Source organism: Microvirga tunisiensis, assembly GCF_009296175.1.
In the GTDB taxonomy this organism is placed as follows: Bacteria; Pseudomonadota; Alphaproteobacteria; order Rhizobiales; family Beijerinckiaceae; genus Microvirga; species Microvirga tunisiensis.
This window is the reverse complement of record NZ_VOSK01000029.1, coordinates 1-24,364: the sequence shown is the minus strand read 5'-3', so window position 1 is coordinate 24,364 and position 24,364 is coordinate 1. Positions and strand designations below refer to the sequence as shown.

The window sequence follows — 24,364 nt, the reverse complement described above, 5'->3', positions numbered from 1 at the left end:
CTTTGGAGATGCAGACATGACGCAAGCACCTTCAAGCGACGTGGCCTTCACGGCCGCCGTCAAGGCCATTCAGGAGCGGCGGGGCTCGCGCAGAGGCTATGCGAAGCTGGAGGAACGCGGTGGATTCCGTACCGGGATCTCCCCTGAGCTCGTCGCCTTCCTCGGACAGGTCGACACGGCATATCTTGCCACGGCCTCCGCCGCCGGGCGGCCCTACGCCCAGCACCGCGGCGGTCCGAAAGGCTTCATCCGGGTCCTCGATGCCGAGACGCTCGGCTTCGCCGACTTCGCAGGCAACCGACAGTACATCACGTCAGGAAATCTCGCGGAGAATGACCAAGCCTTCCTGTTCCTGATCGATTATGCCCACCAGCGCCGTGTCAAGATCTGGGGGCGCGCGAGAATTGTCGAGGATGATCCGGCGCTGATCGCTCAATTGATGCCGGAGAATTACTCGGCCCGAGCCGAACAGGTGCTCCTGTTCAAAATCGAAGCCTGGGATATCAACTGTCCCCAGCACATCCCGCAAAAACTCGATGCAACGGACGTCGCTGAGATCATTACTCCTTTGAACGAAGAGATCGAGCGCCTCCGGGCGGAAAATGCCGAGTTGCGTAGGGCCCTGCGACATTCACGCGAGGCATCATTGCAGGATGAAACATGAGGACCGACCCGCATGTCGCGTTGAATCGCGATCCACAAGGCTTATCGAATCCTCGGCAAGCCAGGTTCCCTTAAATCACTTGAGCGGGATCCTCCAAACTGAAGGTCCGCCGGCGAAATCAAAACCGAGAACTCGCGGCACCAGATCACCACGCTGTCGAATTGGGCCAGGTCGACGCCGTTCGGGACCGCATAGCGCTGGCTTCCCTTGAAGGCCCGCAGGGGGCCAAGATCGACGAACATGCTCCGATGACATCCGCGGACCGCCGCACTTCCTTTTTTGGAACCAAGTAGACATGGAATGCCGGACCGGGACCGACGTCAAAGTCGTCCTCGAGGAAGACGGTTCGCGGCGTGACGGTTACTCGCCCGCGCCCATAGTGGATCGGGTCCGCAGGATTGGCGTGCAGGAACTCACCCGTCGCAACGACCTTCATCCGCTCGGAGTCACTCAGGGCATCGATTGCGACCGGAGGAGGGAAGACAAAGGGGAAGAGGAACAACCCGAGGGGCACTCCGGCGCCGAATCCCAAAATGCCGCCGACCAGAAAGGCCAAGAGAAGCTTGCGCATGTTCCGAACTCCATGAGATTGGCACCTGAACCCGGACCAGGCCGTCAATTGATACCTTGGTCACGTCGTCCGGCGTGGCCGTCAGACGGTTTCAGGGCGTTGCGAGGACGATGCAGCCTTCGCCATCGGAGTGAAGCTTGGTGCAGAGTTCGATGGCCGCCGTTCGCGAGGAGGCCGGCAGATGGACACGATAGAACGCGCTCGGCCCACGATTGCCGTAGGGCGTGTTGATGACGATCGGGGACCCGATTCCCAGAGCGTCACGATGTCTGTCGCGGAGGCTCACGAGGGAGGCAAGCGCGCGATCCTTCGAGAAGCTGCCGGCCAGTTGCACGCTCCACTGCCGCGGCAAAGAGAGACCTTCAGCGGACCGTCTGTCCCCGGGGCGCAGCACAGTTGACAGCTCGCCGGACGAGCTCGCGGAGACCTTGCTCTTCGGAGCCGCTGGGCTCATCGCCGCGGCCGGAAAGCCGAGGCCGATCAACAGGGTCGCCCCTATGCCAAGTCTCGTGATCCGCAGAGACTTCTGCATTCGTGGGCCCGAGTAGACGTTTGTGCTGAACGCGGTAGTCCCCGCATCTCGCGCCGCGCTACGGTCGTCTACCGCTGACAGCCAAGTTTCTACTTCAGAAATGTCGGTCATGGTCGAAGAGGCCTTCTATAAATCAACGGACTCATAATGAAAGCCGCCGCCACGAAGCGGAAATACCGTGTGGCTCTTGCGTCGATAGACGGAGAGCATTGACGCCTGAGCCATGCCCCAAGCCGGGAACTTAATCCGCCGACAGATTGTCTCGTGGACGTCCATGCGTCGATGATATCGACCCTTGCAGCGATCCGAAATTTGCTTGCCGGCAGCGATTGCTCAGGCTTTTACGTCTGTCAGGGCTCCGCAACAGGTGGGAGAGAAGGTGTCCCTCGCGAAGCACTGACGACCCGACATCATCAACCTGCTTGATCAGGTCCAAATTTCAATTCACTCGGAGTACGGGACAACACCAGTGTCCGGCCTTGCCTCATGCACAAGCGCGGCCAGGTATTCCAGCAGGTGACCGTCTTGATCATCAAAGAGCACGGAAGCATCCATTATCACTGAGGGCTCTTGCGTTGGCTGAGCATGGAAGTCCAGCGGCTGGACGCCTGCTGCCTGCAGGACCTCAGCGCATGCGAAAGGCCACCTGGAGCCTCATGCATTGGGCGATGAGGTCCTTAACCACAGCCCGATCATGGTGTTGCGCCGCCCGCCAGTCCAGAAGAACGCCACCGGCCGTTCTGAGAGGACATAGGCCGGCTCAAGACTGACAACATCACGGTAGATCGCGGTCGATTGTTCCAGGTTGCCGACGTCAAAGTGCGTTTCGAACAGGAAGTCTGGCACGGGATAGCTCTGCCTCGTTCAGGCCGTCGCACTCTATTCGATCCCGGAGCCGACCCGACGGCAGATTCCTGAACGACAAGATGCTTTACCAGGCGCCAGTCTATCTGGAGGCAGTGAACCGATCATTAGGTGCCAGGTTCGGCAGGAGGAAGAAAGTCACTCCGGTTTCCCTCTGATCAGCACAACCACCCAGCTCAACCTCGATTCTGCAGATGTTGCCGCTCGCGACGGTACCTGTCAGCCTTCAGCAGAGCCTCAGATGCCCCGCGTTCATGGAACGTGCGTTGAAACCCGGTCTGCGCCTGCTTTGCACAATTGATATGGGTTTGAGCCGAAGCCTCAAAGGCCCGAATGAGAGAGTGAAGTTCGTCGCGGGAGTGAATCATCTGCGCATTCTCCTGACAAATCCATCACAGCGGACCACATCATGCCGAGACGGACGATCCATTTGACCGCTGTGGGATCATAATGGAGACCCAAGATGCCGAACGGAAATACCGGGTTGCTAGGAATTCCATAGTCTTGGTCTATGCGATCTATCCTCATCAACCTCGCCAAGTGGGCGCCTGTTGCCCTCCGGAGCACTGTGATCATCACAGGACCATAAAAGCTCACCCCGCCCAAGCGCCTGTGCCACTATCGTTCCCCGCGAGCGCAGCGTTTTTCAGTCATCATCGGGGTTGCTGCATTTGCTCTCGGACTGGCAGTGGCCAGTAGAGCCTTTGCGAAATCCCTGATCGCCTCATCGGAGCATTGCCGAAGGCCGCTGACCGCCACATGGTTCCGATTGATCCTTGCCCCCGGGGAAGCATCCTCAGTTTGCCATCATTTCGAGGAAACTAGGAAATCGGCATCGCCTGGCGTAACACTGTGCCTTGCGGTTGGCGCTGGAGCCGGTTGCGACGATCAGCCTTGATATCGGTGTCCCACGAGGCATCGGCCTGATCATCGCTTTGGCATCTGTACCGTAACGGGTCTACCGACTGTGGCCCTTCGCCATGTCACGCCATGAGTTCGCAAGACGCTCGGGCTTCACGTGAAGCCGCTGTACCCAGAATGAGGCAGGTTGGAGCATCCGGCCCTCCTGGCTCTCTCCGTCACCTGCAGTGGTGGAGCAGAAGTCTGAATGACAAGAAGAGGACAACCCGATCGTTTGAAGCCTAAACTCCCGGGAGGCGTGCCATGGAAATGCATCAAGTGCGATACTTCCTGGCCCTGTGCGAGGACCTGAACTTCACCCACGCGGCTGAGCGCTGCCATGTGGCCCAGCCTTCTCTGACACGAGCCGTCCGGCAGCTCGAGGAAGAGTTGGGCGGCGCTCTCTTCCACCGCGAGCGTGCTCACACCCACCTGTCTGAGCTCGGCCGGATTGTCCGCCCGCATCTGGAGCAGGTCTACCGCGAGATGCAGGAAGCCAAGCGCCAAGCCGGGGACTTCGCGAGGTTGACACATACTCCGTTGAAGCTCGGTATCATGTGCACCATTGCTCCCGATCAGATCGTTGATCTCATTGGTGCGCTGCAGGCGCGGCATGAAGGGATCGAGCTGCAGATGGCCGACGCCAATGGCTGGGAACTGGAGGAGCGTCTCCTCCAGGGCGACCTGGAGGTCGCCATCTACTGCATTCCCGGCCAGGAGCCTGACGAGCGCCTCCATGCTCTCCCGCTGTTCCGGGAACAGATCGTGGCGGCGCTCGGGACAAGACATCGTCTGGCGAGCCGGAATGCCGTCCGGGTGAAAGATCTGGACGGGGAGTGCTACATCCATCGCACGAACTGCGAGTTCGCGGGCTACGCCGATCCGGTGTTTCAGGCCCAGAACGTCAAGTGCAAGGCTGTTTACTGGAGCGAGCGGGACGACTGGACGCTGGCGATGGTCGCGGCCGGGCTGGGCTGGGCCTTCATGCCGGCCAACTCAGTCCATCATCCGGCTGTGGTCGGTCTGCCGATCATCGAGCCCGAATTCTGGCGCGAGGTGAACCTGGTCACTATCCGCGGCCGGCCGCACTCGCCGGCCGTTGGGGCGCTGGTGCGCGAGGCGATGAGCACCCGCTGGTTCGGGAAGCGAGCTTTGGCTGTCGAGCAGGCCCAAGAGCTGCCTGCATCCATCGGTGATCTTGCCCCCAGCTGATGCAAATTCAGGTTCCGGATTTCGTGACCAGAACGGGTGTGTCGCGGTAAAGCTCCGGGAACAGCTGCTTCAGATCAGTGATTTTTGGAAGATCGTTGATCACGATATACGGATAGTGGGGGTTCAGGGTGAGAAAATCCTGGTGGTAGCTTTCAGCCGGATAGAAGCCTGTCAGCCGATCTGCCGTGGTCACAATCGGTTGTGGGAACACGCGAGCCTGACTGAGTTGTTGAAGGTAAGCCCGTGCGACCTCGAGCTGGGACGGATTGGCCGCGAAGATGGCCGAGCGATACTGCGGCCCGACATCCGGCCCCTGCCGATTGAGCTCTGTCGGGTCATGAACCACCGAGAAGTAGATCTGCAGGATCTGGCCAAAACTGACCTGATGCGGGTCAAAGGTGACCTGGACGGCCTCCGCATGACCGGTCCGGCTCGAACTGACAGTCTCATAGTGCGCAGTCTCTGCGGTGCCACCGGAATAGCCGGAGACGGCACTGGTCACGCCTTTGACATGCTGGAACACGCCCTGAACGCCCCAGAAGCATCCGCCTGCGAGAACAACGGTTTCGGAATTCCCGCTGACCGGTTCATCGACAGCAGGCGGTGGGATGATGACCGATGCGTGGGACGAAGCAGCCGACAAGTACCAGAGGGCAAATCCGACGGCAGCAACCGCCAGAAGGGTTCCACGGGCACCGTTCGGCAATTGCTTCTGAACGGCTGTCACGATCCTGTTGATGGTTGCGTTGGATGACATCGATGACTCCTTCCAAGGCGCTGAGGCCAAACAGAGTGCAATCCGCAGACGAATGAAGAAGACCGGTCAGATACCCGCATACCATTCGTAGCCACGATCCTCCCAGAAGCCGCCGCGACCGCGGCTGATCCCGGCAAAGCTCTCCACAAGTTCGATCCGCATGATGTATTTGGCCATCTTGTAGCCGAGCTGACGCTCGACCCGCAGTCGCAGCGGCGCCCCATGCGGGATTGGCAGCGGACGGCCGTTCATCTCGTAGGCCAGGATCGTCTGCGGGTGGTAGGCATCCTCGAACCCGATGCTCTCGTAGTATTGCCCTGTTCCATCCAGCGTCGGCTCAAGCGTGTCGGCGCAGCGGAACACAACGTAACGCGCTCGAGGTTGCACTCCGGCCTGCTCCAGCACGTGCGCCAGCGGGACGCCTGTCCATTTGCCGATGCAGCTCCATCCCTCCACGCAGTCGTGACGCGTGATCTGCGTGCGCGAGGGCATCGCCCGGAGCTCGGCTAGAGAGAGTTGCTGAGGGCGCTCGACCAAACCGTCGACCTGCAGCCGCCAATCCACAAAGTTCTTGTCCGCGAACGTCTGGTAGTCGAAGTCATCGACCGAGGTCGATCCGTTCGCCTTGAACACCGGCGAGAGATCCGCCTCGGTGTATTCCCGGGCGAGAGAGCCGGAACCGAGTAGAAGCCGCTGTGCCCGCAGTGTGGCGCTCTCGGCACTGTCGAGGACCTGCCGGAACCAGCGCGCCTCGGACAGGCGGTCACAACCGCCGAGCGCCAGGGTTCCGGTCAGGGCGGCCGTGCGCTTCAGGAAGCTCCGTCGATCAGGATTCGTGCGCATGGGCGCCTCCCGGAAGGACGTAGGATCCGGTGATCATGGAGCGCAGGTTGTTCCAGGCGCCCGAGAGCAGGACCATGGCAACATGCACGATGACGAAGACCACCAGTCCGGATGCAGCCAGGAAGTGGATCGTGCGGGCGGATTGCCGCCCCCCGAAGAGGGTCAGGAGTTCGGGAAAAGCCGCATCGATCTCGGGCGACATGGTCAGGCCGGTGACAACCATCAGCGGCAGCAACACCAGAGCGACGATCAGATAGGCGAGCTTCTGGAGCACATTGTAGTGCCGGGCGTCGTCACCTCGTGGAAAGCGCAGAAGCAGGTGCTCCCACACCGTGTGCCCGATTTTCCTGAGCTGTGGTCCCGTCGGGAGGAGGTCTTTCGTGAGATGTCGGCTTGCCACGCTGTACAGAAGATACGCGGCGCCGTTGAGAACGAGCAGCCAGGCGAAAAAGAAGTGCCAGCGACGCCCAGTCGCCAGATCCTGGTAGCTCGGGACCGTCAGCCAGGCCGGGAAGCCCCGCACCTGCATCACCCCTCCGGATCCGGGTGACGCGCCGAGAACCCCCGTGGTGTCGAAGGCATGTCCAAAGAGACGGGTGACACCCCTGATGCCGCTCTCGTCACTGCTGGTCGCTGTCAGGGCGAGCACCGGGCGATCGAAGGCAGAGGCCTGGCCCCAGTACAGCGCCGGATGGGCATTGAAGATCTGAAGGCCACTCATCAGAAGGATCAGCAGGCAGCCTGCATTGATCCAATGAGTCACACGGACCAAAACGGAATGCCGGCGAATGGAAGCCCTGGGTTGCTCGACCATGGTGGTCTCCCGTTGCGATGGCCTCAGGCTGTTGTCACGGTACACCCGATCCAGGCCTGGAGATGTAATCGCCCCAACACAACCCCGTGAACGCAGATCTCCGCATTCTTCGCCAGGGCTCATCCGATTCCTACTTCAATGGGCGGTCCAGCCGCCGTCGATGGGAAGCGCCGCCCCCGTGATCGAGGCGGCGGCATCACTCGCCAGGAAGGTGGCGAAAGCCCCAATCTCCTCGACCATGGCGAAGCGCTTGTTCGGTTGCTCGGCCAGCAATACGTTTCGAATGACCTGCTCGCGTGGGAGACCTCCCGTCTTGACCTGCTCTGCAAGGTGCGCCTCGGCAAGTGGCGTCCAGACGTTTCCGGGGCAGATGGCATTGCAGGTGATGTTCTGTTCTGCCGTTTCCAGAGCAACCACCTTGGTCAGGCCGATGATCCCGTGTTTGGCCGCCGTATACGCCGACGTGAGCGGCGAGCCGACGAGAGCGAGAGCGGACGCGATGTTGATGATGCGACCTCCGCCCTGCCGCCGCATCGCCGGAAGAGCGACGCGGATCGTGTGGAAGGCGGAGGACAGATTGATTGCGACAACCGCATCCCATTTCTCGGCCGAGACCTGGTCAATTGGGCCAACATGGAAGATGCCAGCGTTGTTAACCAGGATGTCGAGCCGGCCGAACGTCTCGAGAGCGAGGTTGACCATCACGGCGATCTCGTCTGGCTTGGTCATATCGGCGGCGGAGTAGACCGCCGTGGCGCCAGTCTCCTTCTGTAAGCCTTCAATCGTGTCGTTGATCTCCTCGGGTTTCCCAAAGCCATTAATCACCACCGAGGCGCCTGCGAAGGCGAAAGCGCGGGCGATGCCAAGCCCAATGCCGCTGGTCGAGCCAGTGACAAGCGCCACCCTGCCGTCGAGTATCTTCGCGGTGCCGACCGCTGGCTGGGGAAGGGGGATGTGCATGATTTATCTCCTGCGGCAGCTCGATCGGGTCAACCCATTCATTCATTGATGGAGGGGCGGTCTGCATGATCGGCACCTTACCCAGCTGTCATCATGACTCCGGGCCGCGCCTCGTGCAGGATAAAGCCCTCGACCGGGTCGAACTCACCCGACCAGGGCGCCATTTCGAGCACCCGGCTCGTATCGGCATAGCCGGCCTCCCAGCGCTTGCGGATGCCCCGCGGGCTGAAGTCGATGTCTTTGGTGTGATCATCCCCATCGAGCGGCGGGGCCAGCAACCGGACCACGTGCATGCGGGTCAGACAGCCGTAGCTTGCCAGCTCCCTGACTGCTTCGGTCTTCTGCTCTCTCTCCGGCAGGCGGCGGACCAGTTCCGCAATCACATGGCGCAGGCGATGGATCTGCTTTTGCCGGGCAATGTGACTGACGGCACGGCTCGAATACTGGATGTCCTTCTGCCGGCTGATGACCTGCCAGATCGTATCCGGCTCAGACCCTTGCGGGTTCCAGATATGAACCGCAAAGATGACCGAGTTTTTCCGTGGGTTGTCGTCGAATACGGCTTCGACCGGCGTGTTCGACAGGATGCCGCCGTCCCAGTAGAGGTCGCCATCAATGCGCACCGCCGGGAAGGCCGGAGGCAGGGCACCGGACGCCATCACATGCCGTACATCGAGATTCATATCTCGGCTATCGAAGTAGCGCATCTCGCTGGTGCGCACATTGGCCGCCCCAACGGTCAGCCGTGTCTCCCTGTCATTAATGCGATCGAAGTCAACGAGATCAGTCAGTGTTCTAACGAGAGGAGTGGTATCGTAGTAGGCTGCCGCATCCGGCCCGAGCGGAACATTGACGCCGAGGAAGGCAGGCGTGTTCGGCCGGAAGAAGGCCGGGATACCTTGGGCGACCGTCATCAGGTTGCAGGCGAGGGGACCCATCAGGGGCCAAGCCCCGAGGGCCTCCATCCAGGGACTGTGCTGCATGCGGCGCCAGAACTCCTGGAGCCGCTCCATCCGATCCTCTGGCGCGTTTCCGGCGATGAGGCTGGCATTGATCGCTCCGATCGAGGTACCAATGACCCAGTCCGGCTCGATTCCGGCCTCGTGCAAGGCCTGATAGGCGCCGACCTGGTAGGCGCCGAGCGCTCCGCCGCCCTGGAGGACCAGGACGATCTGGCCAAGTTCCTTCGGGGGCCGGCGCAGGCGGCGCGGAGTATCGGCGGGGATTCGTTGTTCTGTGATTGCCGAAGCCGGCGTTCCGGTCCGCTCGAGTTCGCTGATCACCGCCTCTTCGGAGCCTCTCTCCGCCGTAAGGACATCAGGCGTGACGTGTTTCATCATGGCATCCTCCTCAATGGGCGGTCCAGCCGCCGTCTATGGGCAGAGCGGCGCCCGTGATCGAGGCGGCGGCATCGCTGGCCAGGAACGTGGCGAAAGCCCCGATCTCCTCGACGGTCGCAAAGCGTTTGTTGGGCTGCTGCGCCAGGAGCACGTCCCGAATAACCTGCTCGCGCGGGATACCATGGGACCTGGCCTGGTCGTCGATCTGGGCCTCGACCAGCGGGGTCGAGACATAACCCGGGCAGATGGCATTGCAGGTAATGTTTTGCTCCGCCGTCTCAAGCGCCACCACCTTGGTCAGGCCGACGATCCCGTGCTTTGCGGCCACATAGGCGGCCTTGAACGGGGAGGCGACGAGCGCGTGCGCGGAAGCGATATTGATGATGCGGCCTCCGCCCTGCCGACGCATGGCCGGGAGCGCCAGGCGGATCGTATGAAAGGCGGAGGATAGGTTGATCGCCAGAACCGCATCCCATTTCTCGACCGGAAACTGATCAATCGGACTAACGTGCTGGATGCCGGCGTTGTTGACCAGGATATCCAGGCGACCAAAGGTCTCCAGGGCAAGGGTTACCATCGCCGCGATCTCGTCCGGCTTGGTCATGTCAGCCGCGGAATAGACGGCTTTGCTGCCGGTCTCACGTTGCAGGCCTTCGACCGTGTCGTTGATCTCTTCCGGCTTGCCGAAGCCGTTGATGACGACAGAGGCGCCGGCAGAGGCGAATGAGTGGGCGATGCCAAGGCCGATTCCGCTGGTGGAGCCGGTGATCACGGCAACCTTGCCATCCAGAACTCTTGCCGTACCGGTGGCGGGCTGGATGAGGGCGATGTTCATGATGATCCTCCTGCATGGTTGTGGTGCACTGTCCGGGCGGAGCGAAACCCAACCCGTCTGACGATGGCAGCCAGTGGCCTGGAGCGGAAATGCCGGTTCGCTGCCGTTTCCATAGAGAGCCGCTATCGAGCTGCCGGAATACGCACACGCCTAGTGGAGAGCGGCCGGGACCGAGGTCTCGCCTCCCGCCCTTGGTAAGGTCGTCTCCGCCGTTTTCCGCAGCCGGACAGCGAGGAATGCGGCGACCAGGAGCGAGATCCCGACACCGGTGACGCAGGCCGCCCAGCCGAGGCGATCGAAAATCTGGCCCAGGACGGCACTGCCGACGAGCCCGCCGAAGAAGTACGAGGCGAGATAGAGCCCGCTCGCGGAGCCGCGGTCGGTTGTAGCCGCACGGCTGACGAAGCCTGTGGCGGTCGCCTGGGCGAAGAAGGTGCCGATGCCAACGAGCATCAGCCCGATCAAAACCGCAGCCAGCTGCGGAACGACGAGGAGCGGCAGCCCCAGTCCGGCAACGGCCAGCGATCCCCAGAAGGTGGGCCGGGTCCCAAACCGCTGCACCGCGCGGCCCGCCAACAGGGTGGTGACGATGGAAGGCGCAAAGGCAAGGTAGACGAATCCGAGCGTCATCTGATTGATCGCGATCGGCTCGCGCACCAGCACGAAGTTGACGTAGGTGAAGGTGCCGATGAAGGCGAACAGGATGCAGAAGCCGATGGCGAAGCAGGGTCGCAGGAGCGGATTGCGCAGGTGCTCGGCCCAGATCGACAATGGCGCCCGGCCGGGTTCGTCCTGAGCCGTCATCATTGCGGATTGCGTGAGCCAGACATAGACGATCACCGCACCAAGCAGGTTCAATCCAGCCAGGGACACGAAGGTCGCCGGTAAGCCGAGATGATCCGCGAGCCCAGCTGCAAACAGCCGGCCAACGAGATTGCTGGCGACATTGCCGGTGATGTAGGCCGCAAAGGCTCCGCCGGCGTCCGCGGCGCTGCAATGCTCGCCGAGATAGGCGAGGGTGAGCGTGAAGGCGGACGCCATGCACAGACCTTGAGCAATCCGCAGCACCATGAAGGTTGCGAGGGTGGGTGCGACAGCGAGCAGGGCGGTGGGGATCGCGAGCACTGTCAGGCTGATCAGGATGCCGCGGCGCCGGTCGATGCCATGGCTGAAGTAGGAGACGCCTAAGCAAGCGACGGCCATGCCCATGGTGGTCGCGTTGACGGCAAACCCCATGGCGGCCGGGGTCACGTCATAAGCCCTGGCCAGCGCCGGCAGGATGGCCTGCGTGCCAAACAGATCGACCACCGTCAGGAAGGCGATCAGGCCGATCAGAAAGGTCCGTTCCAGCGTACCGGCATGATGACCATGCATTGGCACTGGCTGGCTTTGGCTGAGATCTGTCATCTTCGTCTCCCGTGGCAACGGCAGGCTGGCGCCCGGTCCGGACGGCCGGGCGCGTTGCATGTCGACCTATCGAGCAGGTCACTCACATCATGTGAGCGTCTGCCTTGGGCATGTCGTGGAACACATCCGAGGACAGCAGCACGACCGGGGTCTTGCCGGTGTTCTTCCACCAGTGCTGGACCCCGCTCTTTTCGACCGAGACCTCACCGGCCTTATGCACGATCGGCACGGAGCAGTTGCTGGCGTATTCCTCGATCGTGCCCGAGATGACGGAGATCAGGGCCGGACGGTCCTCATGGCTGTGCCAGGGAACGATCCCCCCGGGCTGGATGACCAGCTTCCGGGTCCGCAACAGGTGATCCTGGAGGTTCACCTTCTCCTTCGACAGATCCACTGAGGCCAGGACTGTATCCATGACGCCTCTGGGCATTGTCTCACCCGACGTCCGGACGCCTGGGCTCACTTTGTCCGCTGGGCATTCCCCGGCACTCGCCGGGGTAACGAGGACGGCGCCTAGATCCTTAGCACAGTGATTTTGACGGTTTGACACCGCCAAGCTCGTGCTGCGGACTTCGCATCTGGTACCGAGGCCCCGTCCAATGGGGATCAATCCACTTGCAGATCCCGCACCGCTTCGAAGTGCCGTCACAAGAGACGGCAGGCCAACCGGTCAAAATCACTGTGTCGAGGATCTAGTACAAGAGCGACCGCGCAGAGTCCTGTCGGGATGAGACGAGGATCTTGAATTCGGTTCAGCATGTCGATGTCTCCTCTGTTCCGCCGCGCCCGGATGGAGGCACCTGGGCGGAGCCGACGCGATGCGGTAATCTGATCGTCGGCCAGAGGGGCGTGGATGTGAAATGCCGAATGGGCCCCAATTCCATAGCCAGAAGCTATCACCACGGCCGACTGTACGGGGGTAGATTAAGACTCGGGTTGTGGCCGCGTGCATGGGCAGCAACGGCCAATGTGATCAAGCCTCGTGAAGGAGGACTCCAATGGAGATGCATCAGATCCGGTATTTCCTGGCGGTCTGCGAGGAACTCAACTTCACGCGGGCGGCGGAGCGCTGCAATGTGGCCCAGCCCTCCCTGACCCGGGCGATCAAGCTGCTCGAGGAGGAACTGGGCGGTCAGCTCTTCCATCGGGAGCGCACCAACACCCATCTGTCGGAGCTTGGGCGCATGGTGAAGCCCCACCTGGAGGAGGTCTATGCTCAGGCCCAGGAAGCCAAAAGGCAGGCGCTCGACTTCACCGAGCTCAAGAGGATCAGACTGAGGCTCGGGGTGATGTGCACCATCCAGCCGGATGAGCTCATCGATCTGGTCAGTGGCTTGCAGGTTCGGCACCCGGGAATTGAGCTTGAGGTGGTCGACGCCAGTGCAGCCCAATTGGAGGACCGACTCCTGAACGGGAATCTCGAGGTCGCAATCTACTGCATCCCCGGGCAGGAACCGGACGAGCGCCTGCATTACATGCCGCTGTTCCGGGAGCAGTTCATGATCGTGGTGTCGCCCGACCACCCTTTGGCGCATCACAACACCATCCGCCCACGCGACCTCACGGGCGATCGCTACCTCAACCGGGTCAACTGCGAGTTCTTCTGCTATGCCGGGGCGCTCTGGCGGGAGCATGGGTTCGAGGGCTGTGAGACCGTCTACCGCAGCGAACGGGACGACTGGATCCTGGCGATGATTGCCGCCGGGCTTGGCTTTGGCTTCATGACCCAGAGCTGCGCCAAGCATCCTCTCGTGGAGTGCCGCCCCATGGTCGACCCCGAGTTCTGGCGCGAGGTCAACCTGGTGACCGTCCGCGGGCGTCCGCATTCACCCGCGGTCGGCGCCTTGGTCAAAGAGGCGATGCAGGCCCGCTGGCTCGGTCAGCCGGCGATCGCCGCTCGAGCCGAAAAAGAGCGGGGGGCTATCGAGCGGCCATCCTTCGAGCCGGCCGAATGAGAGCTACGCTGCTCCCTGCAGTGATGCTTTCGTCGTGGTGGCATTCGAGGTTCCCTTTTCGGGTCCGGGCTCGGGCCCCGTGATGAGGCGTGTCCCGCGCTGGAAGCTGACGTAAGTCCAGGCCCAGTTCATCGCCACAACCAGCCGGTTGCAGAAGCCGATCAGGAAGTAGATATGGGCCAGGCACCAGAGCCACCATGCCAGATAGCCGCTGAGGCGGATCCGGCGGAACTGCACTACCGCTTTCTTCCGGCCAATCGTCGCCAGCGATCCCGGGTCGCGGTAGCAGAAGGGTGCGACTGGGCGGCCCTCGATCCGTCCACGGATCGCCCCGCCACGGCCTTCCCCTCCTGTTTCGCCACGGGAGCAACACCCGGGAGAGGCTTTCCGCTCATATCGAGCACGTGGGCCGTATCTCCGATGACGAAGATGTTCGGGTGCTTGGGAACGCTGAGATCCGGCATGACCATGACACGCCCGGCTCGATCGACCTCGGCTCCAAGCCAGTGACCAGCCGGCGATGCCTGCACCCCTGCAGCCCAGACGATGGTGCAGGTTTCGATCCGTTGATCTCCAGCCGTGACGCCATCCTCGTCACAACCCGTCACCACCGTGGAGAGGCGCACTTCAACGCCGAGCTCTTCCAGCGAGCGCCGGGCAGCCTCCGAGAGACGCTCCTCGAAGACTAGGAGGAGGCGCGGGCCCGCTTCGATCAGGAGGATGCGGGCGTGCGTCGGATCGATTGAACGAAAGTCCGTCGCAAGGGCCTTGCGGGCCAGTTCGGCCATGGCGCCGGCCATCTCCACGCCTGTCGCACCGCCGCCGATGACCGCAAAGGTAAGCAAGCGGCGACGCTCCTCTGGGTCAGCCTCGAATTCAGCCTTCTCAAAGGCGAGCAGGATCTTCCGACGCAGGGCGGTTGCATCATCAATTGTCTTGATGCCCCTGGCATGGGTTTCCCACTCATCATGACCGAAGTAGGCATGATGGGCGCCAGTTGCGAGAACAAGATAGTCGAATGGAATCCTGCGGTTCCCCGCCATGACCTCGCCGGACGTCGTATCGATGCCGGTGACTTGTGCCAGCATCACAGAGGTATTCTGCTGTCGCCTGAGAACGGTGCGAATGGGCGAAGCGATGTCGGCCGGCGACAGTGCCGCCGTCGCAACCTGGTACAGGAGGGGCTGGAACAGGTGGTAATTGTGTTGATCGACCACAGTGAGATCGACCGGAGCTTTGGCCAAGGCCTTTGCGACCGTCAGACCGCCAAAGCCAGCGCCGACGATCACAACGCGGGCCCGCTTGGGGGCATTGGAGCGTTCCGTCATGTGATCCTCCTGTAGAGATGCCTTCAATTGTCCCAGGTGGTTCCCGGAAGCAGACATATCGCCTCTCTATCGGCTTCATGTCGTGGCGCTATCGCCTCTCATGAGTGAGGCCTGGTTGGTCGGGGCCTGATGTCAGTGGCGACACCGCGTCAGAGGACGAGGCGAATGGGACAAGTCTCGTCGATGGTTAGGCAATCAGGGACCCGCGGTGACAGCAGATGCATCGTCATCACGCAGCTTGCTGCTGAGGGCCGCAGTCGATCTCAGCTGCTGCCGGCACATTCATGCCGCCGGTGATCACCTGGCGGATCGATTCCAAGACCACGCGCGGGCTCGGTTGACCCAGGATGATATCGCCTTCACGAGAACCCCGAGGCTGCGGAGCCGCGATGATGACCGCACGACCCACATGGGTGTCATGGTACTCATCCGCGAGGATCCAGCCGTCGATCAACCCGGGAAGCGTGGCTCGGGTGTAGAGCCAGCCGATGGGGCGCTGCCAATCTCGCAGCATGAAGAAAGCGCGTTGACCGCTGTCCGCCGCGACGACATCGTAGTCTGCGGCCCGGAGCCAGCTCACAAGGGTTTCCCGGAAGATCGGGTTGTCATCGACAACCAGAATGCGTTCGTGCTCGTTCCTGCTCATGACGGCCTCCCTGTGCCGCGCCGCTCGCCGGCTTGGTCCGGCCATGTTCGACACCAGCATGGTGGCAGCAGTTGCGTATCCATTGAAATACCTGTTGCCTGCCATGTCGATAGGATCCGTCTATGAGCGCTTCTGGCAACGGGCTGGTACGATGACGCCAGTGATCCCAAGACTGCGACAGGGGCTTGGGATCGCGGCCGACAGCAGCCACACCCGATCGAACAGGAGGATGAGATGCCGCTTCTTATGCCAGTGATCCTGGGTTCCATCCGCTCCGACCGCCAGGGCCTGAAGGCCGCCCGCTTCATCATTCGCTATCTTGAGAACCGAGGACATGAAGCGCCCCTGGTGGATCCGGTCGAGCTGAAGCTGCCGCTGCTCGATCGCATGTACAAGGAATATCCCAAGGGAGAGGCACCCGAGACTCTCGAGCGTCTCGCGGAGCTCTTCCGACGGGCAGATGCCTTCGTGGTCGTGTCCGGCGAGTACAACCACAGCATCCCACCTGGCCTGTCGAACACGCTGGATCACTTCCTGGAGGAGTATTTCTGGCGGCCCTCCGCCATCGTCTGCTACTCGGGCGGGCGTTTTGGCGGCGTCAGGGCCGCCATGCAGCTGCGAGCGATGCTCTGCGAACTCGGGATGCCCAGCATCCCATCCCTGCTGCCGGTCCCCGAGATCGGCAAAACCCTCGACCCAGAAGGGAACCCGCAGCAGCCCTGGCTCGACAAGTCGGCCGGGCGCTTCTTCGACGAGCTGGTCTGGTACGCTGAGGCGCTGCGGCGTCAGCGGACTGAGGGCACGCCGTATTGACGCATTCAGGCCCACCGCGTTGAGCGCGGCTCCCGACTGGATGATTTCATACATGCAACCAGTGACGGCCACAGTTTTCCCGGCTCAGATCAACGGTCGGCGCGTGAGTTGAGCCCGACGATCAGGTGATGGCTGAGAAGCATGCTCAGACTTGTGACGAGATCAAACCGTGGGTCGGCCACAGCAGCCTTGTCCGCCGCCTCCCTGAACGTCGCCTTGCTCATCAGGTGCTGGATGAAAACCGCGCCCCCAGGCGGCAGCCGATGGACCTCGACTCCAAGATCCGGACGGGCGATCAGGGCGTCCTCCGGCCTTGAACTGGTAACCGGGCCTTGGGACTCAGTGGCGTGCGCCTCCCAGATCGTCACGATAGGGTAGGTGGATCTCACGACCTGAACGGAGGGATGGAGAACGGCCAGACACCGCTCCCAGGCATAAGGGGCGAAAGCAGCAAGCTCCCCGACGGTCAAAGGGTTTGCATCCGCCGCATGAGAGGCACGGGTTCGCGCTGCCTCGAGACGCGCCACGTCCCCGAGATACGGCACCGGGTGGGCCGGCGGGAAAGTGTCGATGAAATCACCAAAGTCGTCGCCGTAGGTCATGGGCACGGGAAAGAGGGGCGGCGACAACGCAATAAAGGCGTGCGCCATGGCCCGGAAGACATCCTCCCCCGCAAGCGACCGGCAGACGGGGAACCGGGTTGCCAGCGCCTCGGTGAGGCTAGCGACGTCGGAGCGCATGCCGGAGGCTGAAGATCCCACAGTTCCCTCCCGTTCCGTTCCAGCAGCCAGGAAGCATTGATCTGATTCCTCGAAACGGAGCTTCGTCCCTGCTTGCGCTGCCGGTTGGGACATAATCCCGGAAAGGGCCGTACGGTTGAAATACCGTTGAACAATGGAGCCGATAGCCGGCGGCTATGACGGCAGCACGATTGGCTGCAGGCGAGGCCTCATCCCTCGCACGTCGCGGACGCTGGCTCCGCCATTAGGTGACGATAGCTGATGGGTATGGATTTGGGAGCCACTCGGTATTTCAACAGGCAGGCGGCCTTGTCCATGCTGCTGCCATGGCTCACGCGCGGTGCGTGGGCGGCAACCCGAAGGAGTGCCCGATGGCTACCCGCATTGCAGGCCTTTATGCCGCTGCCCTGATCCCTTTCGCGCTCGCTCTCGCGCCCGTCCCGACCAGAGCGGAGGATCCTGGCCGGCAGGTGTTCGAGAATGGCATCGTGCGCGTGAAAAGCGCTTATCCATTCGCTGACACCATCGACCGGATCAAACAGGATGTCGCGGCAAAGGGCATCATGTTCTTCTTCGCCGTCGACCAATCGAAGCTTGCCTCCGAGGCCGGCATTAAGCTCAGGCCGTCCACGCTTCTGGTGTTCGGCAATCCGGCACTCGGCTAGCAGTTCATTACCTCCAACCCGAATGCGGGCATTGACAGGCCGGTGCGGCTGTTAGTGACAGAAGACGAAACCGGCACAGTGTGGACGGTCTATAATAATTTCCAGTACCTCGCCCGCCGGCATGGCATTACGGATCGGGATGCTGCCTTCCTGAAGACATCCGAGGTGATTACCTCCATCACCTCGAGCGTTGCCAAGTAGGACAGATCGCGGCTGCTGTGCGCTCACTGGAACACCACATCGTGGTGTGACGCCCTATAATGAGGCCACGCCGGATCGCAGGGGTAGTCTGACATCTGGGAGGGTGCCGTCGTGCTGGAAGTTCTGCCTGGCGCCGAGCATGTGGTCTCCATGCGCGTGAGCGGACGCATCGAAAAGGAGGATGTGGAGCGCTGCATCGCCGCAGTCGAGGAAGCCCTGGCTCGTCAGGACCGTATTGCGCTCTATGCGGAGGTCGCCATGTCAGGCATGACGCCGGGCGCGTTCGCCCGCGATCTCGGCTACGGGCTTCGCCATTTGAGCGAGTTGCGCCGCTTCGCCCGAATGGCGGTGTGACCGAGCAGGAGTGGGTGCGCCGGATCGTCCAGATGCAAGGCCGCATCCTGCCTCAGATCGAGATCCGCACCTTCGCGCCGGAGGACCGGGACGAAGCGCTGACCTGGGTGGCCCGGCCGATCACGACCGGTGAGCCCGAGGCGGCGCTGGCACCGCCCTCGGTCCGCCTCATCGAAACGACCAGGCCGGACGTGATCGCATTCGAGGTGAACGGGCGCATCCGCCGGGATGACATGCATCTCCTGGTTTCTGCCTTTGAGCAGGCGCTGGGCGCCCACGAGCGGCTGCGCGTGCTCGTCCGGATCGTGGCCTTCGACGGCGTCACGCTTGAGGCCCTACGCGAACAGGGGTTGGCCTCGGAAGATCCGCCAGAGCAAGTGACACTGCTTGGTCGGCTTTGCGGATAGGATGAGAGAACAACAGTGGGTTACCCAATGCATGTCGAGGTGATGGTGCCGCACGCATAGGGACACACTTCAAGTCCTGCTCAAGGAGTTGTCGATCCGTTCTCTCTTAGCGCTCAATCGCGAACACATCTTGCGCTGCTCCCGGAAGGAGGATGATATGCGAGCTCTGTTGGTCTCCGTGCTGCTCGTGACGGCGGCCACCGCTCTCGCGCAGGAAACGAACCGGTCGAGCCAGGGTCAGTGCCGTCCATGCGCTCCAGTCCTCAAGACGTGCCTCGAGGCGTGCGGTAACGAGGATTGCTCGGAGCAATGCAGGCGGGACCACCACGACTACGACTGTGAAGCCGTTTGCCCTCAACAAAAGGAAGGCCGGATGGGCTCGGGTCAAACGAGAGACAGTCGCCTTGTGATGAGACGGCTCCAGCGCCTCCAGGCGGCGCCAATCGGTGCCTCTTCGCCACCGGAGTTACGGTAATGGTCCGCGCTTGGCATGAGGCCGAAGTAGCACTTTGGTCCGGCATTCTGTAGCAAAGACCACCAAGTGCTGAGTACTGATTGAACAAGCTTTTTGCGCTTAAATAGTCCCACAATGCTTGTGGGGTCAGGCTGTCGGACCCCGTCTAAAACTTCGGCATTCGGTAGCACAAGCCGCCAAATCTGACTTGGCTTGCCGGGGACCCTCCGGGTCCTCTGGTGTTGTGTGGAACGTGAGAGTTGAAGAGGAAGAGAGGGCAGCCAGCCGTCCTCATTGTCCTGGCCTGAACGCGCTTTCTACCGCAGGTCACCTGTTCTCGATCTCCTTCACGGCATCCTTCGCGTCGGATCCGAGCAAGTCATCATCTTGGATGGCAGCGAGGGCAGGAAGGGCCGCCCGCGCCGCAGGGCCGATTTTCCTCAAAGCAATGATGGCCTGCCAGCGCACGGGCGGTCTTTCATTGGCGAGAACGCGGATTAGGGCTGGAACCGCCTCCCCAGCTTGGCCCCCGAATTGGCCCAGAGTTCTTACCGCCCGCCCGCGCTCGAAGACAGTGCCCTGTTCCAAAGCATTTATAAGGTTCGGTACCGTCACCTCCATCGGCAACGCGGCAACGCTGAGGCCGTCGAACAGCCGCTCTGCCGTTTTAGTTGCCGCGGCAGACCACCTGTACGGAAGTCTATAGGCAATCGGATAATACTCTAACTCCGATTGGCTCGCTCCCGGCTTCCACATCAAGAGCAGTTCGCGTGCCTCCCGCCGCCGTCCGAGGTGTGCGTACGTCGCAGCGAGGGGAGGCGCCAGTTCGATGGCGTGCGGGTCGCCCTGGATCGCCTTTGCGAGTACACGCGCGGCCTCGTCGAGATCACCTTTTGTAAACAGAGCTATGCCCTGGGCCAGGGCATAATGGCTGGGGTAATTTGGATTGAGCCGCATGGCGGTCTCGATGAATTCCAGCCCGGCTTGCGGCTTGCCGGTTGTGATCATGGCCCAGGCCATGCCGAGATGAGCTTCGGGATCATTCGGATCGAGTGCAAGAGCCCGCGCCGCGTCGGCAAAGGCGTCATCATGCCGCCCACGGAACAGGGCGAAATGCGCCGCCGCGACGTTCGCAAGCGATGACGGCCGCGACTTCGCCTCGCGTAAGTAGAGGCGTGCCGCGTCGGACGCTTGTTCGACGCTCATGCCCAACGGCTCGCTCCAGTGCCATGCACCGCCCGGAAATAGACCAGCGCCAGGGCGGCATAGGCCCTCCCGTAGTTCGGATCGAGAGCGATCGCGGCTTTCAACTCGCTCGCCGCCCGTGCGTTCTCCGCAGGGGCGAAGCGGAGATAGAGTTCCCAGGCGCGCTGGAAGGCCTCGCGCGCAGCGATGCTCTTTGTCTGCCCGCGACCGATTTCCTCCTGCTCGCCCTTCGAGAGGTTGAGCGCCAAAGCCTGAACGATGATTTGGACGAACTGGTCCTGAACGGCGAATATGTCCTTGGCGTTGCCGTCGTGACGCTCAGCCCAGAGGTGCCCGCCCGTGGTCGCGTCGATGAGCTGCGCATTGACACGCACTTGGTCACCGGCCCGGCGCACGCTGCCTTCCAGTACGTAGCGCACGCCTAACTTCTCCGCCACCTCACGCGCAGTCACGGCTCGGCCCTTGAAGGGAAAGACCGAGTTCCGGGCGACAACGAACAGCCCCGCGACCTTCGACAGGTCGGTGATGAGGTCCTCGGTCATGCCGTCGACGAAGTACTCCTGCTCCGGATCGCCACTCAGATTGGCAAACGGCAGGACCGCGATCGAAGGCTTATCGGGTAGCGGCAGGGCCATCCGCTCGACGGATGCGGCCTCCAGCCGCGGTTCCCACGGACGCCGCCAGAGTATGGGTCCAATGACCAGCACGACCAGTATGGCCGCCCCAGTGGCGACCCATCGGCGAAAGCGCCGCACGTGGAGTCGCAAGCTCGGCCGCGAGCCCTTTAGCCGGACACGATAGGTTCGCACTGGTCGGCTGATGTTCTTCACCCGCTGCTCGCCGACGAAGTCCAGGATCAGGTCGAGCTTGCCCTGAAGTTGATCATAAGCCGTGCCGGAGACCAGAACCCCGCCCGGGTCGCACAATTGCTCCAGCCGGGCCGCCACGTTGACACCATCGCCGAGGAGGTCCTCCCCCTCGACCACGACGTCGCCAAGATTGATGCCGATTCGAAACAGGATGCGGTGCTCGGCCGGCACATCGGTCTGCCGCTCCGCTGCGCCGTTCTGCACGCCAACCGCGCAGGCCACAGCGTCGACTACCGAGCCGAACTCGGCAATGGCTCCGTCGCCCATCAACTTGACGATTCGACCATGGTGCACCGCCAGCAGCGGTTCGATGACCTCGCATCGCAGGCCCTTCAACGCCGACAGGGTACCAGCCTCGTCCTGTTCAACGAGGTGGGAATAGCTGACGACATCCGCCGCCAGGATCGCCGACAGCCGCCGCTCGACCCATGCTGTTGCCATAGCCGTCTCTCCCTGGAGAGATACGCCAGGTAGGCCCCTGATGCGTCCGCAGCCGATCCCTCAACTCGCGGGACGTCTCAACAGTCCTGCCCATGATACCAGTGGTGTTTCGCATTGGCGATAACATCGGATGGTCTGTTTCCGCAGCCGCAGGAGCTGTTGCGTCAACGGGACCGGGGACATGGCAATGGACGATCTGGTGGCGTTTGCTACCGAATGCCGCTTTGGTCCGCTTGTGAGACGGGGATCCGACCTTCATTTAAATTGCTGTTCGCTACTCTATGACCCAGAGCTGGCTGAAGGGCCAACATCTCGCTTTATTGGAACTCGCCGCCACGGGCTGAACGCTCGCGAGCCCGAAAGCGACAAACTGTCCAGTTTGACCGCCAACGGCGCCTTGAGCAAGATGCCGCAAACAACACGCGAGAGGGAACATGCGCTGGTTGGCTGTAGTCGGGGAAACACTCTCCATGATCTTCAATCCGCGTCCGGACCGACGCTTCCGGGACGAACTCAGGGGGCGACTCGTCCGGCGCCATTGAGCGCAAGTGGATCACGGGCCCTGCACCATCCAAGGGTGCTCTTGAAATGCGAGGGTCCGCTTTGGCACTCCTGAGACGTTGGCGCCTGGTCCGCTTCAGCGCTTACGAGCTGACCTTCAATCAGCGGAATACGAAAGTTTGATCCCGATTAAGTCCTGTATCTGCGCTGGAAGACACACCGGCGATTCGATTAGCGGGCACTCATGCGCGCGGAGGCTGGATGGCCCGGCACTTTGAAGCGCTTACCTGTGGCCGTCACCTCAGTACCCTCAACTTTGAGGATTGAGAAATCCTGGTCGAGGTAGTTACCGACATACAGATAGCGGCCATCCGGCGTGAAGCAGACCGGCTCCGGTAAACTGCCCACCTCGATATCCTTCAGGCGCACCACCTGCTTGCCATCAATCTTCAGGATCGTGACCGTACCGGCGGGATTGTAGAAATAGGCGGTTTTAGCCGAGTTACCGCCACTCAGGATCGCGGTGGCTGCAAGATTGCCTGTCGGGCTGATTGCTAATCCTTCGGGGCCGTCCCCCACGACCACACGGTCCACAATGCGGGGAGGGGTAGCCTCCAGGTCAACAACGCTCACCATGTCAACGCTGCCGTCCGAGGCACCGGCATTTCCGTTGTCGGCCGTGAGGGCGATCTGGCCCGACGGCGCTACTGCGACATTGTAGGGCCAGGGTCCGGTCGGCAGGTCGAGCTTGTTGTAGGCGAGCTTGCCATCCTGGATTTCAATCACCGAAACCTTGTGGCTCGCGAACTTGACCACCAGCGCCCTGCGACCGTCCGGAGTAAACGCGACAGCGGCCACCTGATCAGCCGGCGACCCGAGTGCGACGGTGTCGGTCATGGTCACCTGTGTCCCCCTGATCGACAGCAGGCTCACAGTCCCATCACCTCGGTTGGCAACAAGGGCTTGGTCTCCCTTGGCGGAAATATCGAGACCTGAGGGCTGCTTGCCGACGGTCAATGACGTAACGAGGCGGGACGGGGTTGCGTTGAGGTCAATGACATGAATCTTGTTGTCGAGCACCTGCTTCAGGGTCTCGCCTTCCTTTGTCACGTCCACCGAGTCGGCAACAAGTGCAATCGCTCCATCCGGCGAAATAGCCACATTCGCTGGCGGTCCGACGATTGAGTTCTTGATGGGCAGATTGGCAATGATGTTGGGCATTTCAGGGTCTGCCAAGTCGACGATCAAGACGCTGTCGCGGCCTGCGGGAGAGAGGACTGGCTTGCCCTGGTCGTCCCAGACGAGCTTTTCGTCATTGCCCACAACCATATAAGATCTCATGGGCCAGTGAGCGCCGGATTGGTGAGGTAAGGCGGTCACCTCACCCCGGAGGCCGCTCATGCTCTACTCGCCCTCAGCAGACGCTTCATTCTCGCACAGCACCCACACGATCTATCTCGCTCTCGAACTCAGCCGCCGCTCCTGGCTGGTGGCGCTGCATGCCCCTGATGCCGCCAAGATCGAGCTGCATCGGCTCCCCGCCGGGGACGGACAGGCAGTGCTCGACCTGCTCGCCCGCATCCGAACCCGCGTGGAACGCCGCACCGGCGTGCGCCCGCAGGTGTCGTGCTGCTACGAGGCCGGACGCGACGGGTTCTGGCTGCACCGCCTTCTCGAGGCGCACGGCGTCAGCAGCCATGTCATGGATCCGAGTTCGCTGCAGGTCGACCGCCGGGCCCGGCGGGTTAAAACAGACCGCTTGGATGCCCAGGCTCTGCTGCGGGCGCTGATGGCGTGGTCCCGCGGCGAGCCGAAGGTCTGCTCCATGGTCCGCCCGCCGTCGCCGGACGAGGAGGATGCCCGTCGCCCGAGCCGCGAGCGGGCCACGCTGCTGCAGGAGCGTATTCGCCTCGTCAACCGGATTCAGGGGCTGTGCGCCACCCAGGGGATTGACGACTACGAGCCGCTACGGCCGGATCGCCGCCCGCGCCTGGCGCAGCTGATCACGGGGGATGGTCGGCCCCTGCCGCCGCGGCTGGCGGCGGAGATCGCCCATCAGCTCGACTGGCTCGAACTCGTGCTGCG

The 24,364-nt window shown here is 62.1% G+C and carries 24 protein-coding genes and 2 pseudogenes; 8 read left to right on the top strand and 18 right to left on the bottom strand.

Annotated features, from left to right (window positions below; genetic code table 11):
* Positions 1–16 precede the first annotated feature (16 nt).
* The gene (locus tag FS320_RS10705; RefSeq protein WP_152711455.1) at positions 17–664 is read left to right on the top strand and encodes a pyridoxamine 5'-phosphate oxidase family protein; all 648 of its coding nucleotides are present in this window, start codon (positions 17–19) and stop codon (positions 662–664) included.
* Between the two features lie 41 nt (positions 665–705).
* Here FS320_RS10705 and FS320_RS50695 read toward each other — a convergent pair whose 3' ends face one another.
* The 4 genes from FS320_RS50695 to FS320_RS10690 form a co-directional block, all read right to left on the bottom strand.
* Entirely contained in the window at positions 706–906 is a 201-nt protein-coding gene (locus tag FS320_RS50695) for a DM13 domain-containing protein (protein WP_202882847.1), read from the bottom strand.
* Entirely contained in the window at positions 810–1,235 is a 426-nt protein-coding gene (locus FS320_RS10700) for a hypothetical protein (protein ID WP_202882848.1), read from the bottom strand. Before FS320_RS10700 ends, FS320_RS50695 begins: the two co-directional genes overlap by 97 nt.
* A gap of 91 nt (positions 1,236–1,326) precedes the next feature.
* Positions 1,327–1,767: an SPOR domain-containing protein gene (locus tag FS320_RS10695; protein WP_162002919.1), complete on the bottom strand. Its 441-nt coding sequence runs from the start codon at positions 1,765–1,767 to the stop codon at positions 1,327–1,329.
* Positions 1,768–2,421: 654 nt separating this feature from the next.
* Positions 2,422–2,613, bottom strand: coding sequence for a hypothetical protein (locus FS320_RS10690; RefSeq protein ID WP_152711453.1), 192 nt, complete (start codon positions 2,611–2,613; stop codon positions 2,422–2,424).
* A gap of 1,182 nt (positions 2,614–3,795) precedes the next feature.
* On the opposite strand from FS320_RS10690, the gene FS320_RS10685 reads away from it, so the two are divergent.
* Positions 3,796–4,743: a LysR family transcriptional regulator gene (locus tag FS320_RS10685; RefSeq protein ID WP_152711452.1), complete on the top strand. Its 948-nt coding sequence runs from the start codon at positions 3,796–3,798 to the stop codon at positions 4,741–4,743.
* 7 nt (positions 4,744–4,750) lie between these two features.
* Here FS320_RS10685 and msrA read toward each other — a convergent pair whose 3' ends face one another.
* The 8 genes from msrA to FS320_RS10645 all read right to left on the bottom strand — a co-directional run bounded on the left by msrA (position 4,751) and on the right by FS320_RS10645 (position 12,114).
* Positions 4,751–5,500, bottom strand: coding sequence for a peptide-methionine (S)-S-oxide reductase MsrA (gene msrA, locus FS320_RS10680; protein ID WP_152711451.1), 750 nt, complete (start codon positions 5,498–5,500; stop codon positions 4,751–4,753).
* Between the two features lie 66 nt (positions 5,501–5,566).
* A complete protein-coding gene (locus tag FS320_RS10675) occupies positions 5,567–6,343 on the bottom strand; it encodes a molybdopterin-dependent oxidoreductase (protein WP_152711450.1) in 777 nt (258 codons plus the stop codon).
* Positions 6,327–7,157: a cytochrome b/b6 domain-containing protein gene (locus FS320_RS10670; RefSeq protein WP_152711449.1), complete on the bottom strand. Its 831-nt coding sequence runs from the start codon at positions 7,155–7,157 to the stop codon at positions 6,327–6,329. Before FS320_RS10670 ends, FS320_RS10675 begins: the two co-directional genes overlap by 17 nt.
* A gap of 135 nt (positions 7,158–7,292) precedes the next feature.
* A complete protein-coding gene (locus tag FS320_RS10665) occupies positions 7,293–8,117 on the bottom strand; it encodes a 3-hydroxybutyrate dehydrogenase (RefSeq protein ID WP_152711448.1) in 825 nt (274 codons plus the stop codon).
* Between the two features lie 77 nt (positions 8,118–8,194).
* On the bottom strand, positions 8,195–9,457 hold the full coding sequence (locus FS320_RS10660) for a patatin-like phospholipase family protein (protein WP_152711447.1): 1,263 nt from the start codon (positions 9,455–9,457) through the stop codon (positions 8,195–8,197).
* Positions 9,458–9,467: 10 nt separating this feature from the next.
* Complete coding sequence (locus tag FS320_RS10655) at positions 9,468–10,292, bottom strand: 3-hydroxybutyrate dehydrogenase (RefSeq protein WP_152711446.1); 825 nt, start codon at positions 10,290–10,292, stop codon at positions 9,468–9,470.
* Between the two features lie 150 nt (positions 10,293–10,442).
* Positions 10,443–11,699: an MFS transporter gene (locus tag FS320_RS10650; protein ID WP_152711445.1), complete on the bottom strand. Its 1,257-nt coding sequence runs from the start codon at positions 11,697–11,699 to the stop codon at positions 10,443–10,445.
* An 82-nt stretch (positions 11,700–11,781) separates the two neighbouring features.
* A complete protein-coding gene (locus tag FS320_RS10645; protein ID WP_244627076.1) occupies positions 11,782–12,114 on the bottom strand; it encodes a cupin domain-containing protein in 333 nt (110 codons plus the stop codon).
* A gap of 583 nt (positions 12,115–12,697) precedes the next feature.
* On the opposite strand from FS320_RS10645, the gene FS320_RS10640 reads away from it, so the two are divergent.
* Positions 12,698–13,654 carry a LysR family transcriptional regulator gene (locus FS320_RS10640; RefSeq protein WP_152711443.1) on the top strand — a complete coding sequence of 319 codons (957 nt, stop codon included), beginning with the start codon at positions 12,698–12,700 and terminating at the stop codon, positions 13,652–13,654.
* A gap of 3 nt (positions 13,655–13,657) precedes the next feature.
* On the opposite strand, the pseudogene FS320_RS10635 reads toward FS320_RS10640, so the two are convergent.
* Together FS320_RS10635 and FS320_RS10630 are read right to left on the bottom strand one after the other, a co-directional pair.
* A pseudogene (locus FS320_RS10635) lies at positions 13,658–14,982 on the bottom strand (NAD(P)/FAD-dependent oxidoreductase).
* Between the two features lie 229 nt (positions 14,983–15,211).
* Positions 15,212–15,733: a response regulator gene (locus FS320_RS10630; RefSeq protein WP_152711442.1), complete on the bottom strand. Its 522-nt coding sequence runs from the start codon at positions 15,731–15,733 to the stop codon at positions 15,212–15,214.
* Between the two features lie 129 nt (positions 15,734–15,862).
* Here FS320_RS10630 and FS320_RS10625 point away from each other — a divergent pair, with 129 nt between their 5' ends.
* Positions 15,863–16,441, top strand: coding sequence for an NADPH-dependent FMN reductase (locus FS320_RS10625; protein WP_152711441.1), 579 nt, complete (start codon positions 15,863–15,865; stop codon positions 16,439–16,441).
* 89 nt (positions 16,442–16,530) lie between these two features.
* Here FS320_RS10625 and FS320_RS10620 read toward each other — a convergent pair whose 3' ends face one another.
* Positions 16,531–17,202: an HvfC/BufC family peptide modification chaperone gene (locus tag FS320_RS10620; protein ID WP_162002917.1), complete on the bottom strand. Its 672-nt coding sequence runs from the start codon at positions 17,200–17,202 to the stop codon at positions 16,531–16,533.
* A gap of 350 nt (positions 17,203–17,552) precedes the next feature.
* On the opposite strand from FS320_RS10620, the gene FS320_RS47760 reads away from it, so the two are divergent.
* The 3 genes and pseudogenes from FS320_RS47760 to FS320_RS47745 all read left to right on the top strand — a co-directional run bounded on the left by FS320_RS47760 (position 17,553) and on the right by FS320_RS47745 (position 18,808).
* Positions 17,553–17,846, top strand: a complete 294-nt coding sequence (locus tag FS320_RS47760; RefSeq protein ID WP_244627075.1) for a DUF302 domain-containing protein — start codon at positions 17,553–17,555, stop codon at positions 17,844–17,846.
* Positions 17,847–17,900: 54 nt separating this feature from the next.
* Entirely contained in the window at positions 17,901–18,047 is a 147-nt protein-coding gene (locus tag FS320_RS47755; RefSeq protein ID WP_244627074.1) for a DUF302 domain-containing protein, read from the top strand.
* 150 nt (positions 18,048–18,197) lie between these two features.
* Positions 18,198–18,808, top strand: a pseudogene (locus tag FS320_RS47745) (SpoIIAA family protein).
* Positions 18,809–19,589: 781 nt separating this feature from the next.
* Here FS320_RS47745 and FS320_RS10600 read toward each other — a convergent pair.
* From FS320_RS10600 to FS320_RS10590, 3 genes are all read right to left on the bottom strand, one after another.
* Positions 19,590–20,468, bottom strand: coding sequence for a tetratricopeptide repeat protein (locus FS320_RS10600; RefSeq protein ID WP_152711437.1), 879 nt, complete (start codon positions 20,466–20,468; stop codon positions 19,590–19,592).
* Complete coding sequence (locus tag FS320_RS10595) at positions 20,465–21,778, bottom strand: adenylate/guanylate cyclase domain-containing protein (RefSeq protein WP_152711436.1); 1,314 nt, start codon at positions 21,776–21,778, stop codon at positions 20,465–20,467. Before FS320_RS10595 ends, FS320_RS10600 begins: the two co-directional genes overlap by 4 nt.
* 732 nt (positions 21,779–22,510) lie before the next feature.
* Entirely contained in the window at positions 22,511–23,608 is a 1,098-nt protein-coding gene (locus tag FS320_RS10590) for a YncE family protein (protein ID WP_152711435.1), read from the bottom strand.
* Positions 23,609–23,678: 70 nt separating this feature from the next.
* Here FS320_RS10590 and FS320_RS10585 point away from each other — a divergent pair.
* A partial coding sequence (locus FS320_RS10585) for an IS110 family transposase (RefSeq protein WP_152711434.1) occupies positions 23,679–24,364 on the top strand: 686 nt, incomplete at its 3' end.

What these genes read in the sequence shown, in the direction of transcription:
- FS320_RS10705 (WP_152711455.1), top strand. Translation starts at nt 17, where the DNA reads ATGACGCAAGCACCTTCAAGCGACGTGGCCTTCACGGCCGCCGTCAAG.
- FS320_RS50695 (WP_202882847.1), bottom strand. Translation starts at nt 906, where the DNA reads ATGTTCGTCGATCTTGGCCCCCTGCGGGCCTTCAAGGGAAGCCAGCGC.
- FS320_RS10700 (WP_202882848.1), bottom strand. Translation starts at nt 1,235, where the DNA reads ATGCGCAAGCTTCTCTTGGCCTTTCTGGTCGGCGGCATTTTGGGATTC.
- FS320_RS10695 (WP_162002919.1), bottom strand. Translation starts at nt 1,767, where the DNA reads ATGCAGAAGTCTCTGCGGATCACGAGACTTGGCATAGGGGCGACCCTG.
- FS320_RS10685 (WP_152711452.1), top strand. Translation starts at nt 3,796, where the DNA reads ATGGAAATGCATCAAGTGCGATACTTCCTGGCCCTGTGCGAGGACCTG.
- msrA (WP_152711451.1), bottom strand. Translation starts at nt 5,500, where the DNA reads ATGTCATCCAACGCAACCATCAACAGGATCGTGACAGCCGTTCAGAAG.
- FS320_RS10675 (WP_152711450.1), bottom strand. Translation starts at nt 6,343, where the DNA reads ATGCGCACGAATCCTGATCGACGGAGCTTCCTGAAGCGCACGGCCGCC.
- FS320_RS10670 (WP_152711449.1), bottom strand. Translation starts at nt 7,157, where the DNA reads ATGGTCGAGCAACCCAGGGCTTCCATTCGCCGGCATTCCGTTTTGGTC.
- FS320_RS10665 (WP_152711448.1), bottom strand. Translation starts at nt 8,117, where the DNA reads ATGCACATCCCCCTTCCCCAGCCAGCGGTCGGCACCGCGAAGATACTC.
- FS320_RS10660 (WP_152711447.1), bottom strand. Translation starts at nt 9,457, where the DNA reads ATGATGAAACACGTCACGCCTGATGTCCTTACGGCGGAGAGAGGCTCC.
- FS320_RS10655 (WP_152711446.1), bottom strand. Translation starts at nt 10,292, where the DNA reads ATGAACATCGCCCTCATCCAGCCCGCCACCGGTACGGCAAGAGTTCTG.
- FS320_RS10650 (WP_152711445.1), bottom strand. Translation starts at nt 11,699, where the DNA reads ATGACAGATCTCAGCCAAAGCCAGCCAGTGCCAATGCATGGTCATCAT.
- FS320_RS10645 (WP_244627076.1), bottom strand. Translation starts at nt 12,114, where the DNA reads ATGGATACAGTCCTGGCCTCAGTGGATCTGTCGAAGGAGAAGGTGAAC.
- FS320_RS10640 (WP_152711443.1), top strand. Translation starts at nt 12,698, where the DNA reads ATGGAGATGCATCAGATCCGGTATTTCCTGGCGGTCTGCGAGGAACTC.
- FS320_RS10630 (WP_152711442.1), bottom strand. Translation starts at nt 15,733, where the DNA reads ATGGCAGGCAACAGGTATTTCAATGGATACGCAACTGCTGCCACCATG.
- FS320_RS10625 (WP_152711441.1), top strand. Translation starts at nt 15,863, where the DNA reads ATGCCGCTTCTTATGCCAGTGATCCTGGGTTCCATCCGCTCCGACCGC.
- FS320_RS47760 (WP_244627075.1), top strand. Translation starts at nt 17,553, where the DNA reads ATGGCTACCCGCATTGCAGGCCTTTATGCCGCTGCCCTGATCCCTTTC.
- FS320_RS10600 (WP_152711437.1), bottom strand. Translation starts at nt 20,468, where the DNA reads ATGAGCGTCGAACAAGCGTCCGACGCGGCACGCCTCTACTTACGCGAG.
- FS320_RS10595 (WP_152711436.1), bottom strand. Translation starts at nt 21,778, where the DNA reads ATGGCAACAGCATGGGTCGAGCGGCGGCTGTCGGCGATCCTGGCGGCG.
- FS320_RS10590 (WP_152711435.1), bottom strand. Translation starts at nt 23,608, where the DNA reads ATGGTTGTGGGCAATGACGAAAAGCTCGTCTGGGACGACCAGGGCAAG.